We start from the raw sequence: 18,877 nt of genomic DNA on the forward strand, positions 1-18,877 counted from the left end.
AGCCATAGCGGCTGCCATCCGGCTGCACATCATTGTGCATTGATCTGATTTCCGTACATATCATAATTCTGCCCCGTCACCGGGTCCGTCCAGGCTACCTGAGGCGTCTGGGTACTGTTTCCATATACAGTAATATCCCCTGCCCCCGCACCGGTTCCGCTCTGTGTGCTTCCCGACGCGGAAGCCTGCGAAGCATTCGTCTGTGCTGTGGGATTGGGTGAATTCACAGACGCTTCTCCCTGTGATGCCGACTGACTGCCGGCTCCTGCGCCGGACGAGGATGCACCTCCGTTCATATAGGGCTGGACGGTGGAAGCCTCATTCGGATACTTCTCGGCATAAGCCTTGAAAATCTCATCCGCTTTTGTGTAATCGCCCTGGTTGTAATAAGCAAACCCCAGGTAATACAAGGCGTTCTTATAGTTGGCTGCCTTTCCTTCCTTGTCTGAGTCGACCGCCTGCTGCAGAGCAGCGGCTGCCCCGGCATAGTCCTTGTTTACATATGCCTGTGATCCCTGCGTGAAGTACTGATTGAAAAGTGCATCTCCGATCTGGGAAGTAATATCATCATACAGCGTCTTTCCGGCACCATCATAATCGTCTGCCTTCAGCTTCCCGAGTGCCTCGACCGTCTTGGTCTGATCCCCCAGCACATAGAGATCCGCAACCGAGAGCAGGCTGTTATAGCTTTCGATCCTGCTGTTTGCGTCATCCCGTTCCTTCTCAGCGTTCTTTGCCGACTGATTGGCGCTGTCAATCTGGTCCTGGAGATCCTGGGCAGTCGCAGTCGCAGTCGCCAGAGATGCATTGGCATCCATGACCGATTTGTTTGCCTCGTCGTTGGCACTCTGCCGCACCTGCGGGACCGTCAGAAACCACACGATGGCTGCCCCCAGAAGAATTCCAAGAAAGATGTTGATGATTGTGGCAACCGTGGAAGAGTCCCGGAACGTTGTCGGCATGATGACAACATCATTTCCAGAAAGATACCGAACCGACTTCTCATCCTCCTGCCCTGCCGCATCGCCTCTTTTTCTCGCAAACGGGCGTCTGCCCCTTTCTCTGCGGACTTCCGTCAGGTATCTGAGTGTCGTTGTGTTGGTGTTGTCGATCTGAGCGGCTTTTTTCAAGAGTCTGCCCGCGCGATCCCACTCTCCGTATTTCATATACAGAAGAGCCAGCAGCTGATACGCCTTGACCATCTTCGGGTTCTGCGCGATCACCTTCTTGAGCTGCATGATGGCCATATCCTCGTGACCGCCCAGGCAGTACTCAATCGACTGATTATACTTGCGGATCGTGGAGTTGATGACATCAAGCCTGTTTTTATTGCTCTGAAGGATCTCCAGGTATTGCTTGGCCAGGTTGTTTTCCGGTTTCAGATTGGTGCTGATCACCCACTCTACTAACGCAGAAACCACCTCGCCGGTCTCAAAATAGCAGAGGCCAAGCAGGTTTCTTGCATCGATATTTTCCTTGTTGAAGCGAACACTCTGTCTCAGAAGCGTCTGGGCGCCGGAAAGGTCCCGCACAGAAGCCTTCTCCAGTCCTCTGTTATACAGAAGATTGGAAATCCTCACAATGCGCTTCTGAATCGAGACATCCGCCCCGCAGTTTCTGCAGATGGTCTCACCGGTCAGTTCTGCCCCACAGTAGATACACTTCATCGGACGTTCTTCCCCTTCTTCTCTTTTTCGTCCTGGATCATCTCTTTCAGAATATCCGTGACATCCGTCAGGTCCCTGCTGTAGATGGCATCCTCTGCTTCATTGACATCCATGGAAGGATGGAATTTTTTCAGCTCTTCCTCGTAATTGATCATACTTCACCTCTGACTATTTTTTCGATCGCGCCGGCAAGGTACAGTGAACCGGCACAGAACAGAAGTCCGTCCTTCTTCCCTGCCACTGCCCTTCTGTATGCCTCCCGGATGTCGGGAACCGCCTCAACCGGGCAGTCCGCATAGATACGGAAAATCTCCGCAAGTCTGTCTGCCGGAGCAACTCTCGGCCCGGCAATCTCAGTCGTCACAACAGCAGAGAAAAGACCGTCTGCGCATAATTCCCGGATCATCGTGTGATAGTCCTTGTCGGCAACCGCGGTAAAGAGAAGGGACACGGTCTGCTTCTTCGCAATCCGCCGGACGGTCCGCAGAAACTGCGCAATCCCATCCTCATTGTGTGCCCCGTCGACGATGACACCGGATTCGACCATCTCCATCCTGCCGGGCCAGCGTGTCATGCCGACCGCTCTGATGGCTGTTTCAGGATGGAAACACCCTTCCTTCTCTCCGAAAAGGGCAGCTGCCTGAAGTGCGACCAGACAGTTCTCAACCTGATAGTCGGCAAAAAACGGAAGACGGACATGTGCGTGTCCATAGTACCTGTTGTCCAGCGTAAATTCAATGCCGTCCGGCATGTAAGAAATATCCGCTGGTGCCTCAGACACGACTGTCAGCGGCGCCTCCTGCTCCTGTGCGCGCCTTCGGATCACATCAAGAGCCTCCCGGACGTCGAACCGTTCCCTCGGAAACCCATCTGCCACGACGGGGACTCCTCTTTTAATGATTCCGGCCTTTTCATAGGCGATCTTCCCAAGCGTATCGCCCAGGTATGCCATATGGTCAAAGCTGATGGACGTGATCACGGACAGGTCGGGATGCCGGACACAGCTGGTGGCATCCAGCCTTCCGCCAAGTCCGGTCTCCATGACACAGACATCAATCTTCTGTTGTCTGAAGATCAGCATTCCCATCGCAAAAAGGAATTCAAAATAGGCAGGATGCATGAAACCGTCCGCCTGCATCTTTCTCACACAGCCAAGGACCTCCTCGAACGCTTCTGTGAACTGCTCTTTCGAGATCATCCGTCCGCAGATTCTGAATCGTTCCCTGACATCAACCAGATGCGGAGAGGTGAACAGGCCTGTGCGCAGCCCCTCTTCTCTCAGGATACGGTCAAGGTACGCGCACACGGACCCCTTTCCATTCGTTCCCGCCACGTGAATCACCCGGAAACCGTCCTCCGGGTGATTCAGACGCAGAAGCAGATTTTCCGTATTCTCCTGCCTGGTTTTTTTTGTAAACCTGGGGATCTGATCTATATACCTGCATGCTTCATCAAAGGTCAATGCTTTGTCCTCGTCAGCTCAGAAAGTCCTTCAGCCGCTTGGATCTGGAGGGGTGCCTCAGCTTTCTGAGTGCCTTTGCCTCGATCTGGCGGATTCTCTCCCTCGTGACATTGAATTCTCTTCCGACCTCCTCCAGCGTCCTGGCACGACCGTCCTCCAGTCCGAAGCGAAGCGTCACAACCTCCCGCTCTCTGGATGTCAGCGAGCTGAGCGCATTGTTCAGCTCTTCCCTGAGCATGCTGAAGGTCGCAGAGTCTGCCGGAGAGAGCGCTGTGTCATCCTCGATAAAGTCGCCCAGATGGGAATCATCCTCCTCGCCGATCGGCGTGTCAAGCGACACCGGATCCCTGGAAATCTTCAGAACCTCCCTTACCCTGGACTCCGGAACCCCAAGCTTGTCCGCGACCTCCGCAGGCGTGGGTTCCCGCCCGAGCTCCTGGAGAAGCTGTCTCGACATGCGGAGCGTTTTATTGATCGTCTCAACCATGTGGACCGGTACACGAATGGTCCGTCCTGTGTCTGCAATTCCGCGCGTGATGGCCTGCCGGATCCACCACGTTGCATACGTTGAGAACTTGTACCCCTTCGTATAGTCGAATTTATCGACAGCCTTCATCAGTCCCATGTTGCCCTCCTGGATCAGATCCAGAAACGGCATTCCACGTCCGACATACTTCTTCGCGATCGAAACCACCAGTCTCAGGTTGGCTTCCGTCAGCTGATTTTTGGCATCCTGGTCTCCCTGCTCCACAAGCTTTGCCAGGCGAACCTCCTGCTCACTGGTGAGCAGCGGAACATTCCCGATCTCCTTGAGATACATGCGCACAGGGTCCTCAGTCGAAACACCGTCCAGGACATCCGTGTCATCCAGCTGTCCGGCCTCCGCCTCCTCGACCTCGGCCTCCTCCATATTGACCTCGTCATCATCACCGGTTTCAATCAGAAGGCTGTCATCCTCATCGACATCCTGCCCTCCCTCATCCGGCATCTTGCCCCGGATCACATCGATATTCTGCTCTTCCAGTGTCTGATAGATGTGGTCTGTCTGTTCTTCATTCAGCGCAAAAGGCTCAAACGCCTTGATAATTTCCTCTTCCTCAATGGTATTCTTGTTTTTCTTTGCTTCTGCAAGAATCTCCCTCAGCGTCTTGAGAAACTGCTGCTCCATGTTATGTGTATCACTGCTGCTCATATTCTCTGTAACTCCTCTCCCGTTCTGTGCCCATCCGGCCTCGTCCGCCCTTCCCGGACTCGGAGCTTATGACTGGCTGCGCCCCGCGCTTTCCTCCACACGCGGCAGCCTTGGCTGACTCTGCCTGAGGGTAATGACCGGTCCGCCCTTGTGTTCGATATAGGCACGCGTAATCCGGACTGCGCCGATCTCATCGTCCTTCGGAACCTCATACATGATGTCAAGCATCATTTCCTCGATGACAGACCGGAGCGCCCGTGCACCGGTATCCCTTTTCAGCGCTTTTTCCGCAATGCATGAAAGGGCATCATCGTCAAACTCCAGCTTTACCTCGTCAAGCTCCAGCAGTTTCTGATACTGCTTCAGAATCGCATTCTTCGGTTCCTTCAGGATCCGCACCAGCATATCTCTGTCCAGACTGCGAAGTGAGAAGATCATCGGCAGGCGGCCGATAAACTCGGGAATCATCCCGTACTCCTTCAGGTCCCCGGGCGTCACCTTTGCCAGAATATCTGGATCGCTGTCATATGCATCCCTCAACTGAGCGCCATAGCCGATGGATGAGGCCTTCGTCAGCCGTTTCTTAATGATCTCCTCCAGTCCAGGAAATGCCCCTCCGCAGATAAACAGAATGTTCTGTGTGTTGATGGTCGTCATCGGTACCATCGCATTCTTGCTCATCGCCCCGACCGGAACTTCCACGTCCGCACCCTCCAGAATTTTCAGAAGGCCCTGCTGAACCGACTCCCCGCTGACATCGCGCTGATTGGTGTTCTGCTTTTTCGCGATTTTGTCGATCTCGTCAATGAAGACAATTCCACTCTGGGCCTTGTCGACGTCGTTGCCGGCTGCCGCCAGAAGCTTTGACAGGACACTCTCGACATCATCGCCAATGTAGCCTGCCTCGGTAAGCGCTGTCGCATCGGCAATCGCCAGCGGCACATCCAGGAGCCTGGAGAGCGTCTTCACAAGATAGGTCTTTCCGCAGCCTGTCGGACCGATCATCAGCATATTGGATTTCTCAATCTCAATGGCTTCCTTTGAGTTTGTGTTGGTACGGACTCTCTTGTAATGGTTGTATACCGCAACCGATATCACCTTCTTGGCATAGTCCTGTCCGATCACGTACTCATCGAGCGCTGCTTTTATTTTATGCGGAGCCGGCAGCTCGCGCACGTCAAAGAGCGCCTGCGGAGCCTTCTCCCCGGCTTCCGCGCCCTTTGTGCGCGCTTCCTCCTTTTTCATGCTTCCCTGAAGGTCTGCGGAAAGACCGGGATCCATCATGCCCATGCCCGGGAAATTTCTCAGATTCCCGAGATTGGACAGATTCAGCATATTCCGGATATTGGGGTCGTTCATCTGGTCAAACGAACGCTGCATGCAGTCCGCACATACCGTGATCCCGCCCGGAATCGTAATCATCTTCCCTGCCTTGCTCTCGGTCCGGTGACAGATAAAGCATACCTTCTCCTTATGTCCGCCCTCCTCGTCTCTGCTGCCGCTGCCTGCTGCATTCTCCTTGCTATCGTCCTTCTCTTCCATTCGGCTCCTCTGATTTCTGTGTACCTGTCACGATGATTATTCCAATATCACCTTTGCAGAGTATGTACGGTCATATTTTCCGTCCTTATCGGCGCGCACGAAGGTTACTTTCACCGTATCCCCTGCTTTCGTCCCCTTCAGCGCGTCTCTCAGATCCTCGACTGTCTCCACACTCTGATCCCCGATCTTTGTGATCACATCATCAGCAGAAAGGCCTGCCTTCTCGGCACCGGAGCCCTCCTCCACAGATGCAACATAGACGCCCTTCGGCAGCCGGTAGACAATCTGATTCTCCTCCGAAATGTCCGCCACTCGGACACCCAGCATCCCTGATTTTTTCTCAGATTCCCCGGATCCTGATTCCGACTGCGTCTCTTCAGCACGCTTCAGGATATCGGATGGTTTTCCAATCGTCTGTTCCTGTGCTGAGATCTCCGTCTGCTCCGTCTCTGCCTGATTCTCAGTATTCTCCGTTTTTTTCTGCTCTGTCTCGGATGTCTTTGCCTCTGCCTGTTCAGACTTCTCTCCGCTTTCTCCGAACCGGCCGCTTCCCCGGCCGCTCAGGATGTGGCCGATTCCGGTTTTCGCATCATTTGCCGGAAGCGCGTACCCCATCCGCTCAGTTGCATCCTGATTGATCTTTCCGGCGTTGATCCCGACGACTTCCCCGTCAAGATTCAGAAGGGCTCCGCCGTAATTGCCATAGTTGATCGATGCGTCTGTCTGAATGTAGTCATTTGAGCCATAGGCTGTCTTCATTGTGCGTCCAAGCGCAGACACGATTCCCTGCGTGACCGACTGCCCGTACCCGAGAGAATCGCCGATCGCTACGACCCGCTCGCCAATTTTCAGACTGTCAGAGTCTCCAAAAGAGGCAACCCGGATCTGGCCCTGCGCCTCGGCTCCAACATCCTGTTTCTTCACAGCAAGTACGGCCAGCTCCGTCCCGGCATCCGCTCCAACCAGTTCCGCATCCGCAAGCGTATCACCGGCCTGGGATTTTGCCCCATTCTGAACCGGCCTGCTGCCGTCATCCTCCGATTCAGGAGCGCCGGCTGTCTCTGAAGAGGCGGTGTCAGATACAGCGGATTCCGTCTCTGCCTCTGTGGCTCGTTCTCCCTTCCTGCCTGAAACAGAGAACCCAACCGTTATATTCTGCGCCTGAGCAGCCAGATACGCGTCTGTCACAATATAGTAATATGTGTCATCCTCATCGATCACAATGCCGGATCCGACATTGCTCGTCTGGATCTGCTGCTCACCATAGAAAAAACTCTGAATCGTCTCAACCGACTGGCTGGTGACGGAAACCACGGAAGGAAGTGCCTCCTCCGCCACATCCGACACATCAAGGGAAGTATTCAGCGAGACTGCATTCTTTCCAAGTTTTCCAGCCAGACTTTCCTCTGACTCCGCACCCTTTTTCTCAGATTTCTGGGCACCCTTCTCCGTCTCGGCGGCATTTGTCTGCTCTGTCTCTGAAGCTTCTGTCTCCCCCGATCCGGATGCCGGCGTGATCAGCGGTGCTTTCTCAGATGATGGCTCCGTGTCCGCCTGCGCCTCTGTCTCCTGCGCAACCTGAAGGCGGGCTTCTGTCTCAACCTGCGCATGGTCTTCCGTGCCTTCAGACCTCCACTTGTCCCGATTGAAAACCGCCGCCGAGATCGCCCCGACGACACCTGCCGTCACTGCAAAGGTCAGCAGAATCCCCGGTACCTTGCTCTTGGGCTTGCTGAGCGGTTCCCCGGTCTGGGTATCAAACTTCGGCTCATCGTCAAAATCATGTTCCTCTGGCGGCTCCTGCACAGCCTGCTCCTGTGTCTTGCCAGCGTCTTCTGCCTGTGAGGCCGATGGATTTTCCTCTTCCTCACCAGCACCATGGGCGCTCTCCAGGCCAGATGCAGACGATCCCGGCGCCTGACTTCCGTCTTCTGGCTCCGAACTTCCGCCTTCCGTCTTCTGGCCTTCTCCTTCAGATACCAGGCTTTCATCCTCCGGAGCCGATGGTTCCGCTGCATCTTGGGCAGCGTCCTCTGTCACTGAAAACGGATCTCCCGATGGCTTTTCTTCCTGCTCATCTGTGAAAGGATCTCTTCCCTGTTCATCCGAAACCTGGTCTTTATCATCATGGATCCCGTCGCTCATCGCTCTCATCTCCTTGTGTGGTTCATTGTTGGCAATCGTTTTAGTCTACCATATCATTGTGTAGAATGTGTGGAGGTTCTATTATTCCTGTTCCCAGTATGCCGGGCTGTCTGTGAGGACGCTCACAAGCCGTTTCGGGAGTTTCCGATACCTTTTCCCCAGCTGATATCCCGCATATTTGCAGCCGCTCTGCCATAAAAACTGAGGAATCAGATATCCTCGCCCGCTCCTGATCAGGTCCGACGTCGTCTGACGGACGAACCGCAGTCCTTCCCTGCTGCTCGAAGCCATATTGAAAATCTCCGGGTAGTCAGCCTGTGAGACACCAAGGTCGAAGTTTCTGTGAAGCTGTCTGATCCCGCTGTAGTGATGTGCATGGTAAACCTGCGCGTCTGCACAATAGGCAATTCTGTAGCCATTCTGAATCATTTTCCCCGCGAGAATCATGTCTTCATTGAAGATGACATTCTTCTCAAAGCCGCCAGTCTGGTCGTAGACAGACCGTCTCCACATCGCACATACATCAGAGCAGAAAAACGTCTTGATGCCAAGCCGGTTCAGATCTTCAGCCGATTTGATGGCAGAGGAGGCTGGATAATTAAAGATTCTGGTTTCCGCCTCCAGCACGCTGCTCCTTTTCCCCGGGAGCTGCCTCGCGTACGCTGCCGCAACCGCCGGATCATCAAATGCGCGTATCAGCCGCTCTACCAGCCTGCTGTCTCTCGGAAGTGCATCCTGTGTCATGCAAAGCACGAGTTCGGTGTCGGTATGCCCGATTCCCAGATTTCTCGTCCTCCCGTGGCCGAAATCTTTCTGCCTGACCTCCAGCACCGTCAGAGACGGGAATGAAGTCTGAAACTCCTCCGCAAGTTCTGCTGCCTCCGTCTGCTGTGCTGCTCCGCGCCTCCGCGGGTCCGGAATCGTATTGATGATCACAACTTCCTCAGGAATGTGCGTCTGTCTGGCCAGCCGGCGCAGAAGCTCATGAAAAAGCTGCCCCGGGCAAAAGGCCGGAATCACAACCCCAACTGTCTTCTCCATCATCCGATACCTGTATTGGTCACAATCTGCTGCGAAATCGACTGAACCGTCGATGTCGGCGTGTAATCATTCTGCCCGAACAGAAAGGCGTGAAGTTCCTTCACATTGGCTGCCAGGTTGACTGGAACCACACAGTCCCCTGCCGGGGTGTCTGCCGGCTGCTGCTCAAACGGGAAGCCCGTCGAATCGCCAAGCGTCAGACCTGACATCTCCGAAACAAGCCCCATGATTTCGGTGTTTGAGAAACTGGTTGAAATGTAAGGAAGCATTGCATCCGCGACCTGAAGCATCTTCGTGGTGCCTTCCTTCTTCGCGATCTCAAAAACCTGCGTCAGAACATTCCGCTGCCGCTCCGTCCGTTTGTAATCGTCACCAGATGTATAGCGGATCCGGCAGTACGCCAGTGCCTGAATCCCGTTCAAATGCTGGTACCCGGCAGAAGTCACCGGCGTGATCTGCGCTCCGGTGACCTGCGCGTTCTCTGTCTGATACCCATTGATATAGGGCAGCTCATCCTCTGTGACATTGATTTCCACGCCGCCGATGAGATCAACTGCCTTTACAACAGCGTTGAAATTGACTGCTACATAGTCTGAGATATCCAGATCCAGATTCTTGTTCAGCATATTGATCGAGCGCTCGGGGCCCCCGAAGAAATAGCATTCTGTCGCCTTTCGGAATTCTCCGTTCGTGTTATCCAGGTAAGTATCCCGATAGACGGAAACCATCTTGACGTCTTTCGTGCTTTTATTGATGCTGCAGATCACGATTGTGTCCGAGTGGGAATCCTTCGTCAATTGTCCTTCTCTGGAGTCAACCCCGTAAATCACAAAGTTCTGGTAGCCTTTTTGAGTCTGGATGCCTTCATTCTTCAGGATATTCCCCAGATGGACACGGTCCAGCCTGGAAAACCGGTACACACCGAACAGGACAGCTGAAAGAATGATCAGAAGAACAAGCCGCACGATAAAACGGCTTTTTCCTCTCTTTTTTGACTTCCGTCTTCCTGACGGGTGAGCGGATTGCCGCGCTGTTCCATAAGCATCCCGGAGCCGGGATGGTTCCTGCGCCGTTCCATAGGGATCCCGGAGACGGGATGATTCCTGTGCCGTTCCATAGGCATTCCGGAGACGGGATGATTCCTGTGCCGTTCCATAGGCATTCCGCGGATGAACCGGTTCCTGTATCGGTTCAAAGACATCCTGCCGGCTGCGCCGTCCCGGCTCCGACTCTTCCTCTGCAGTCCTGCGCTGCGGACGGCGGGCTGTATATCTGGCCTTCCGGCCATCGGCTTCGTCGAAATTCTCGTATCCGCCCTCGTAGCGGTCATCATACGGATCGTTTTCCCACCTGTGCGGCCGGGAAGACTGCCTACTTCCCGGCCTGTCCTCATCCTCCTGCCCATTCTGCCCGTAGAAGTCTTCGTCCCACTCATCCCGGCCGCGGTATCCAGCCTGCTCTGAGTGCCAGGATCCTTCCGGTCTTCCGAATTCCTCCTGCCGGTCATAGCTGTCACCCACTCCGTACCCGTCCTGACGTCTGGACGAAACCCGCCTGCGGCTGTAGGGCTGCTCCTCCTCATACAGGCGGCTGTCCCGATCCTGGTATCTGCTCCCGCTTTCGCGGTTTGATTGGATGCCCTTCTCCCGATTATTTCTTCCGTATGCCATATAAGCCCTCAATATGCATTCTTGTTGACAAATCCCTTGAATACTGTCAGAAACAGAATCTTGATATCCAGTCCGAACGTCCAGTGTTCTATATAATAGATGTCATAGTCAATCCGTTTTCGTATGGACGTATTTCCCCGGTATCCGTTGACCTGTGCCCAGCCCGTCATCCCGGGACGGACCTGATGTTTGACCATATACCGTGGAATTTCTTCCCGGAACTTCTCCACGTATTGCGGCCGTTCTGGTCTTGGTCCGACCAGGCTCATATCTCCCTTGAGTACGTTGAACAGCTGGGGGAACTCATCCAGCGATGTCTTCCTGATGAATCTCCCGACCTTTGTCACTCTCGGATCATTCTGCGTCGTCCAGCCCTTCTTCTCTTCCTCAGGATTCTGGACCTCCATGGAACGGAACTTGTACATCTGGAACGGGCGGTTATGGAGACCGACGCGTTCCTGGCGGAAGATCACCGGTCCCTTTGAGGTCAGCTTCACAGCCAGAGCGGTCCCGATCATCACCGGAGAAAACAGGATGATCGCAAGAATCGACACCACAATGTCAAACAGCCGCTTCACCATCGCATTGAATGTGTCAGAGAGCGGCACATAGCGGATATTCACAACCGGAAGCCCCAGGAGGTCTTCCGTGTACGGTCTGGATGGGATGATATCAGTGTAATCCGGAACAAATTGCGTGTGGACACCGGACTTTTCACATGCGGCCACAATCCGCTTCAGCTTATAGTATTCCGAAAGGCTCAGTGTAATCGCGATTTCATCCAGGCTGTTTTCGGAGAGAATAGGTTCCAGCTCATCCGTTCCGCCCAGGACAGGCACTCCATCGTACATACTGCCCTTCTTCGTGTTATCATCGAGGATTCCGTGAACCTGATACCCCCACTGGGGATTCTGCCGGATCCGGTCAATGTATCCTTCAGCTGCCGCGCTGCAGCCCACCATCATCATGTGCTTGAGGTTCATCCCCCTGCGGCGGATTCGGTGCAGCATCGTCCGAATGACATTCCGCTCGATCACCAGACTCAGAAAATTAATCCCGGTGAACAAAAACAGCATCTGTCTGGAGAAGTCCTGCTGCCGGATGACGTACAGACAGAAGATGAACATCAGAAGTCCGACCATATTGGCCAGGAAGATGTTCCCGGCCTCTACCCGTTTCCCGGATATTCTTCTCGGCTGATAGAGCCTGAATCCGTCATACAGGAGAAGATACGCCGGAATTACAAAGACCAGCGCCAGCATGTAGGTTGAAAATGAAAGCCGTCCCTGCGTCTTCGGCGTCCAGAATGTAAACTGAATCCACCAGGAAAACAGATAACTGAAAGCCGTTACCGCTGCGTCAATCACAACCTGCAGCCTGTTGAAATACTTCTGGTTATCCTTGATCAAGCGTCCTCACCTCCAGGTATCAACAAGCGGTTTCAGTCCGAGCCAGAGCTCCCGCTGAACCTTCATGCAGGCTTTCAGTCCTCCGGGATTCTGAGCTTCCCCAGGCATTCCTGCCCTTTCCCTTCTCACTTTCATACCGGCAGACCAGACAGGCCCCCTGCCCGGATGGATCCCCGCCGACATTCTGAGACCCTGTGCAAGCCCCGAGCAGTAAGCCCTTCCAAACCCCTTTCCGGAAAACCAGCAAAGTTTGATGAGTGTTCCTGCCAGAAAGAGCGGCGCATTCAACGCCAGCTGCCAGGGTGGCATATTCTTATGGATCATATAGAGGTTGTTCCGGGCCGCCTTTTCGACCTTGAAGGCATTATAGCGCGAGCCGCTCGTTGCACTTCCCGCATGCCGGACAACCGCCTCAGGCACATAAAGATTCGTGTAGCCGGCAAGTCTTGCCCGCCATCCGACATCGATGTCCTCCAGATAAGCAAAATGGCGCTCGTCAAAAAGACCGATCTGCGAGAAAACCTCCCGTCTGTACAGCGCTGCCGCCGCACAGCAGGCGAAGCACGCCTCCTGCCGAACATAGCGCGCCGCGCTTTTGCCTTTTCCACGCGCAAAAGCCCAGCCCAGTGCGCAGAAAAAATCGCCCGCATCATCCATTTTCCCGGGATCTGCCAGGCTGACAAGTTTTGAACAGCATGAAAAGACCCTGCTTCCGCCCCTCTCCATTGCCCTGACAAGCGCTCTCAGTGCGCCCTCCTCAAGGATCGTGTCATTGTTTAGCAGAAAGACATATGGCGTCTTCGCCAGCAGGATCCCGTCGTTTACAGCATGACAGAAACCGGTGTTTTTCCGGTAAGCCCGGACGCGGACCTCCGGAAACTGCGTTCGGACATATTCCACGCTCCCGTCCTCTGATCCGTTATCGACCAGGATTGTCTCGAAGCGCTGCTCCGTCTGCTTCCGAAGGGAGGACAGACAGCCATCCAGATACTTCATGCCGTTGAAATTGGGTATCACGACCGTCACAATATTCATATCAGTCATCACTCAGGGAATAATCCCAGCGTTTCAGCGACAGATTCGGATTATAGTAGGGATCTCCCTTTTCGTAATAATCCGGCCATGCCGCTTTCATGAAGGCAGCTTCTTTCCTGAAGCGCTCTGCCTTCTCCTTCGTATACTCGTCGCCTCTTGAGACCGATTCATGATGAATGGCCTGCGCAAACGGATCATAGACGACAAGACAGCCCTTCTCCCGAAGCTTCAGACAGAGATCCACATCGTTGAAGGCTACCGCCAGTTCCTTTCTGAAGCCGCCCACCTGTTCAAAAGCGTCCCGACGGACCATCATCAGGGCGCCGGTCACAGCTGACAGGTCCTGCATGAGCGATGCCTTGTGCAGATAGCCGCCAAACGCGCCGTTCATCCCTGTAAACAGGCTCCCGGCGACCTGACCGATTCCAACCACAATCCCGGCTGACTGGATCTTCCCATCCGGATAAAAGAGCTTCGGACCTGCGCCCCCGACTCCCGGACGCTCACATACCGAAAGAAGCTCCGTCAGCCAGCCGTCCTTCACCTCCACATCGTTGTTCATGAAGACCAGGTAGTCTCCGTGTGCCTGATCTGCCCCTTTGCTGCAAACAGCCGGGAAATTGAACGCTGCACCCTTCCACCTGACAACGCGCACATGGTCTTTCCCCTGAATGCTCTTATAGTAGGAGAGAATTTCACGGGAAGAAGAATTGTTCTCAACGACGATCACTTCATATCGGCGGTAGTCTGTGTGGGCATGGATCGCGTCAATGCACTTCTGAAGCGTCTCCCGCTGTTCATGGTTCGGGATGATGATGGAGACAAGCGGATGTTCCTCCTCCCGGTACCGGACCCGGTAGAACCCGAAATCCGGGCTTACTTCCACGTCCCCTTTCTCGCCGCACCGTTCAAGGTGTGCGAGAAGCGCTCGTCTTCCGGCGTCATAGGCATAGGACTTGCTCTCCGGGTTGTCAGCTGTCGACTGTTCATGGACACGCCATGCATACAGAACACGCGGGATATGCACGATCCCCGGCTGAACTTCCCTCCCGTACCCGCATCCGCATTGTGCCCGAATCAGATCTGTGCACCTGAGAATGAAGTCGTAGTCCTGAGCCCCGTCATACATGCTGTCAAATCCGCCCGCTTCCCTGGCAATCGACGTCTTCACAATCAGGAAGTGGCAGATGTAGTTATTGGATCGAAGCAGGTCCAGATTGAAGTCAGGCTTGAAATGCGGCTGGAAATGCTCTTCCCCGCCCTTCCCGTCATCCCGGATCTTGTCCTCATCGGTGTAGAGCAGAAGCGGTTTCTTTCTTCCGGTCCCGCAGGCGGAAACGATTGCTTTCCAGGCATGATACAGCGCATCGGGCTCGATTCTGTCATCATGATCCATAAAACAGACATACTCCCCCCTCGCAGAGAAAAGTCCGGCATTTGTGTTCTGCGCAATTCCCTGGTTTTCAGAGAGCGGAAGGACACGCACCCGTCTGTCCTTTTCCTCCAGCGCGCGCAGGGACGCTGAACAGCTCAGGTCATCCGGACTGGCATTCACCAGTATCAGCTCAAAATCAGGGAAGGACTGGCTGCACACAGACTGCGCCATCTCCTGAAGGTACCGCTCCGGTGTCCGGTAGACCGGCACAATCACCGAAAAAAAGGGCTCCTGCTCTTTCCTCCCGGAACTCAGATATGTCTCTGCTTCCCTTCTCTGCGCAGCGAGTTCCTCCCCGGATGCCCTTCGCTTTTCAAACCACGGGCCATACGGGACATGCTCCGGTGCCAGACGTTCCTGCACCCTGACAGCGAAGTCATGCAGTCCATAGTGGCGCAGATAGCGGAACGCTTTCCGGATGTAATAGGGTTTGAACTTCCGAAGCATCGAATCCATGAAACCGTCTCCTGCTGAACGCTTAGTGAAAACCTGGATAGTTCAGCAGACAGTCTGCTGCATACTCCATGTCCTTCTCTTCCAGATTGTAGAACATCGGAAGGCGCATCAGCCGCTCGGACTCCTTCGTCGTATAGACATCCTCACCAGAGAACCGCCCGAACCGCTTTCCTGCCTCCGAAAGATGGAGCGGGATATAGTGGAATACACACAGAACACCCTTCTCCTTCATGTACCGGATCAGGTCCGTCCTGACATTCAGGTCCTTTACCTTGATATAGTACATATGTGCATTATGCTGCGCGTAGTCCGGAATATACGGCTGCTCGATATATCCTGCATCAGCAAGCGGTTTCAGCGTTTCATTGTAATAATTCCAGATAGCCGTCCGTTTTTCCTGGATCTGGTCAAATACCTGCAGCTGAGCCCAGAGATAAGCGACATTCAGCTCAGACGGCAGATACGAAGAGCCATAGTCCACCCATGTGTACTTGTCAATCTGCCCGCGGAAAAACTTGCTCCGGTTTGTTCCCTTCTCCCGGACAATCTCCGCACGTTCGCGGTCTTCCTCATTGTTGAATACAATCGCTCCGCCTTCTCCCATGGAATAATTCTTTGTCTCATGAAAGCTGTAGCAGCCATAGTCCCCGATCGTCCCGAGTGCCTTTCCTCTGTAGTAGGCGTTCACGCCCTGCGCGGCATCCTCGACCACCTTCAGGTTGTACTTCTTCGCGATCGCCATGATCTTGTCCATGTCACAGGCAACTCCCGCGTAGTGGACCGGAACAATCGCCCGTGTCCGGTCCGTAATGGCATCCTCAATCAGATCCGCGTTCATGTTCATGGTCTTCGGATCGATGTCGACATAGACAATCCTTGCCCCGCGCAGGACAAAAGCATCTGCGGTCGACACAAATGTGTAGGACGGCATGATGACCTCGTCGCCAGGTTCAAGACTGCACAGCCAGCTTCCCATCTCCAGAGCCGCTGTGCAGGATGTCGTCAGATAACAGTAACGGACATGAAACTTGTTCTCCAGCCAGGCAGAAGCCTGCTTTGTAAAGTTCCCGTCCCCGCAGAGCTTGCCGCTCTCCAGCGCCTCCTGAAAATACTTCTGCTCCGTCCCGACAATGGGCGGTCTGTTGAAATCAATCATGTCAGCCTCCAAATGAAAAAACTGCGATCCCCGCGATCATGATCAGCATGCCCAGGATTCTGCGCTTAGACAGTTTTTCGTGCAAAAGCAGCACCCCGATCACAGGTACAAAGATATAGCTGAGCGGCTCGACGATCGGCGAGTAGGTCAGCGGTACATATTTCAGCGCATAGTAGGTCAGAAAGACCGACACGAAAAAGATGCCGTATGCGCCGGCCACCATCGGATTCAGGTATTCCTGAAGCCTGGTTTTGTGCGTCTTGTTTGCCTCAAGCTTGAGCATCACCTGGGCGATGGAAGAAATAAACACGGAGATGATCCAGATCAGGAGGTATTTCCACAGTCCCGTAAACATCACTGCTGCTCCTCCTTTCCGGCTTCGCCTCCGGCCACAGGGCTTCCGGTCTTCTGCTGCGGCTGACCGCCGCTGACACCGACCATGATTCCGACCAGGATGATGACCGAACCCAGAACCATATTCCAGGTCACCCGTTCCTGAAAGATCAGGACCCCCCACACAAGTCCCCAGATAATGGTGATCGGCTTGTTGGTGAAGGCAAAGGTCAGCGACATGTGCTTAAGCACCTGCTGCCAGGCAACTGCAAATGTGAACAGTGCAACGAACATCAGCCCGAAAAAAAGGATCCACATGGGCGACAGCGTTCTTTCACGGCCTGCCAGCTTGGAGAACACTCCCTGTATAGAATTCACAATCAGGCTCAGGTGGAGCGCAAGGAACCACAGAATGGGCACCTCAAGTCCTTTGTTTTTCTTCATGTTCCGAATGATCCCCCTTCTCCTCTGGTCTCTTCGTTTTTTTTGCCGGATTCCGTGCGTCAAAGCCGCCCTGCCCTCCGTGCGGCTGATTTTTCATTATAGCATCCGGAGCCTTCAGCCGCAAATCAGCCATTTCGGCACGCCGGTATTGATCTCGTAATGACACGTTCTCAGAGAAAGATTCGGATTGTAATGAGGGTCTCCTTCCTTCAGGATCTTCTCCCACTTTTTCCGGAAATGCCGCTTTTCTTTCTCAAAGCGTCTTGACTTCTCCCGGCTGTTCTCATATCCCCGGCTGGCTGACTCATGATGATACAGCTCCGCAGTCGGTTCATAGAGAACATGATAGCCGGATTCACCGAGCCGGAGGCAGAAATCCACGTCATTCAGGGCCACCGGAAATTCCATCGAGAATCCCCCCGCACGCCAGAATGCCTCCCTTGAGACCATCATACAGGCCGCCGTCACAGCACTCATCCTGCTGACGGACGCGGCGCGGTTCATATAGCCCGGATCCTCATTCTTTCCTCCAACCATCATGCTGCCTGCAAAACCCATGATTCCGACGACAATCCCGGCAGACTGGACCGTTCCGTCCGGATACAGAAGCTTCGGGCCAACTGCGCCGACCTTCTCACGCATGCACTGAGACAGCAGCCGCTCAATCCAGTCCGGTGTCCTGACCGTCACATCATTGTTCATCAGAACCACATAGTCGCCCGCGGCCTCCCGGACTCCTTCGTTGATGATCGCAGAAAAATGAAACCCTTTCTCCCGGTACCGGACAACCCGGACCGGCAGCTGCCTGTACAGCCCCTCCTTCAGTGTGTCATAGAACGAAAAGGTCTCAGGCTCACTTGAATTGTTCTCGACGATGATAATTTCCAGTCTCTCCCAGGTCGTCAGGCTGCAGATTGAATCCAGACAGCGTTTCAGCATCGAGGCATGATCCTTGTTTGGAATGACCAGGCTGACAAGCGGACTTTCCGGATGCAGGTACCGGATATGAAAACAGCCCGGTCCTCTTCCATGCTCCACGATGCCTTTTTCCCCTTTTCGGCTCAGGTCACGCTGAAGGACCTGCATGAGCGCCTCATCCCTGGCCTGATGCTCCTGCCGCCGCATCATCACTCCGTCCTGCTCCCGAACTTCCTTCCGCTGCTGACCGGCAGCGTGGCAGAGAATCTTCGGGACGTGTGCCACGTGCTCCTGCGCAAGATCCGTGCAGAGCAGCGTCATTTCATAACAGGCGGCCGGATCGGCCAGTTCCTCCGCCGGCATTCCGGAAGTCCCCCGCAGTATATGCGCAGCCCTGCGAAGGATCCCCGCCTTCACACCAAAAAGAGAGCCGATATAAGGGACCGACCTCAGATAATCCGGATCAAAATCCGGTTTGAAGAGCGGATGGGACAGCGAAAGCTTCTCCCGTTCTCCGTCCTTCACCAGCCTGTACCGGTCCTCATCCGAGTACACACAGCTGCTGCCATCCCGGACTGCATGTGCGAGCTCAAACAGGGCATGGGGCGGAAGCAGGTCCCCGGCTCTCACAAAAACAATGAGATCCTCATCGCCCACCTGGGTTGTCAGGGCATCACACAGTTCCGCATTCAGATATGTCTGCCGGCGGAGCGTTTCTTCTGTTCTGCGGAAGGCTGCCCCCTTCACCGGTTCTCCCTCCGCCCGGAGGATCATCACCCAGATTTTCGGCATGCTCCCCATTCTCAGATTTTTCTGATACCCCATCTCCAGGGGCGAAGGTTCCTGCGCGCGCACCCACCTGTTATAGTCAAAATGGGCATCCGCCAGCTTCTCTGCCGCCCTGGCGGTGAATTCCCTGACCCCTCTGTTTTTCAGATAGACAAGTCCCTTTTGTATTTTCCCTGTCATCAC

15 protein-coding genes are annotated in these 18,877 nt (G+C 54.4%); all 15 read right to left on the reverse strand.

Translation table 11 applies throughout. The annotated features are described in order from the left end of the window. Positions 1 to 29 precede the first annotated feature (29 nt). Positions 30 to 1,667: a tetratricopeptide repeat protein gene (locus ACTQ1N_RS01545; protein WP_441953965.1), complete on the reverse strand. Its 1,638-nt coding sequence runs from the start codon at positions 1,665 to 1,667 to the stop codon at positions 30 to 32. Continuing rightward, positions 1,664 to 1,822 (reverse strand): hypothetical protein, encoded by a 159-nt coding sequence (locus ACTQ1N_RS01550; RefSeq protein ID WP_441953967.1) that lies wholly within the window; start codon positions 1,820 to 1,822, stop codon positions 1,664 to 1,666. Before ACTQ1N_RS01550 ends, ACTQ1N_RS01545 begins: the two co-directional genes overlap by 4 nt. Continuing rightward, positions 1,819 to 3,129: a bifunctional folylpolyglutamate synthase/dihydrofolate synthase gene (locus ACTQ1N_RS01555; protein WP_441953969.1), complete on the reverse strand. Its 1,311-nt coding sequence runs from the start codon at positions 3,127 to 3,129 to the stop codon at positions 1,819 to 1,821. The genes ACTQ1N_RS01550 and ACTQ1N_RS01555 overlap by 4 nt, the downstream gene beginning before the upstream one ends. A gap of 13 nt (positions 3,130 to 3,142) precedes the next feature. Continuing rightward, entirely contained in the window at positions 3,143 to 4,321 is a 1,179-nt protein-coding gene (rpoD, locus tag ACTQ1N_RS01560; RefSeq protein WP_441953971.1) for an RNA polymerase sigma factor RpoD, read from the reverse strand. 66 nt (positions 4,322 to 4,387) lie between these two features. After that, positions 4,388 to 5,863, reverse strand: a complete 1,476-nt coding sequence (clpX, locus tag ACTQ1N_RS01565; RefSeq protein WP_441953973.1) for an ATP-dependent Clp protease ATP-binding subunit ClpX — start codon at positions 5,861 to 5,863, stop codon at positions 4,388 to 4,390. 36 nt (positions 5,864 to 5,899) lie between these two features. Next, positions 5,900 to 8,008, reverse strand: coding sequence for a trypsin-like peptidase domain-containing protein (locus ACTQ1N_RS01570; RefSeq protein WP_441953975.1), 2,109 nt, complete (start codon positions 8,006 to 8,008; stop codon positions 5,900 to 5,902). 81 nt (positions 8,009 to 8,089) lie between these two features. Then, positions 8,090 to 9,052, reverse strand: coding sequence for a glycosyltransferase family 2 protein (locus ACTQ1N_RS01575; protein ID WP_441953977.1), 963 nt, complete (start codon positions 9,050 to 9,052; stop codon positions 8,090 to 8,092). After that, positions 9,049 to 10,719, reverse strand: a complete 1,671-nt coding sequence (locus ACTQ1N_RS01580) for an LCP family protein (RefSeq protein ID WP_441953979.1) — start codon at positions 10,717 to 10,719, stop codon at positions 9,049 to 9,051. Before ACTQ1N_RS01580 ends, ACTQ1N_RS01575 begins: the two co-directional genes overlap by 4 nt. 8 nt (positions 10,720 to 10,727) lie before the next feature. Next, positions 10,728 to 12,128, reverse strand: a complete 1,401-nt coding sequence (locus tag ACTQ1N_RS01585; RefSeq protein ID WP_441953981.1) for an undecaprenyl-phosphate glucose phosphotransferase — start codon at positions 12,126 to 12,128, stop codon at positions 10,728 to 10,730. A gap of 6 nt (positions 12,129 to 12,134) precedes the next feature. Further along, entirely contained in the window at positions 12,135 to 13,172 is a 1,038-nt protein-coding gene (locus ACTQ1N_RS01590) for a glycosyltransferase family 2 protein (RefSeq protein ID WP_441953983.1), read from the reverse strand. Then, on the reverse strand, positions 13,165 to 15,054 hold the full coding sequence (locus ACTQ1N_RS01595; RefSeq protein WP_441953985.1) for a glycosyltransferase family 2 protein: 1,890 nt from the start codon (positions 15,052 to 15,054) through the stop codon (positions 13,165 to 13,167). Before ACTQ1N_RS01595 ends, ACTQ1N_RS01590 begins: the two co-directional genes overlap by 8 nt. 22 nt (positions 15,055 to 15,076) lie before the next feature. Further along, positions 15,077 to 16,210 (reverse strand): dTDP-4-amino-4,6-dideoxygalactose transaminase, encoded by a 1,134-nt coding sequence (gene rffA / locus ACTQ1N_RS01600; protein WP_441953987.1) that lies wholly within the window; start codon positions 16,208 to 16,210, stop codon positions 15,077 to 15,079. A gap of 1 nt (position 16,211) precedes the next feature. Further along, positions 16,212 to 16,565 carry an EamA family transporter gene (locus tag ACTQ1N_RS01605; protein WP_441953989.1) on the reverse strand — a complete coding sequence of 118 codons (354 nt, stop codon included), beginning with the start codon at positions 16,563 to 16,565 and terminating at the stop codon, positions 16,212 to 16,214. Then, positions 16,565 to 16,987 carry a transporter gene (locus ACTQ1N_RS01610; RefSeq protein ID WP_441953991.1) on the reverse strand — a complete coding sequence of 141 codons (423 nt, stop codon included), beginning with the start codon at positions 16,985 to 16,987 and terminating at the stop codon, positions 16,565 to 16,567. Before ACTQ1N_RS01610 ends, ACTQ1N_RS01605 begins: the two co-directional genes overlap by 1 nt. A 114-nt stretch (positions 16,988 to 17,101) precedes the next feature. Beyond that, a complete protein-coding gene (locus ACTQ1N_RS01615) occupies positions 17,102 to 18,874 on the reverse strand; it encodes a glycosyltransferase (protein WP_441953993.1) in 1,773 nt (590 codons plus the stop codon). Positions 18,875 to 18,877 lie beyond the last annotated feature (3 nt).

Source organism: Porcincola sp. LCP21S3_C12, assembly GCF_052118625.1.
Lineage (GTDB): Bacteria > Bacillota > Clostridia > Lachnospirales > Lachnospiraceae > Porcincola.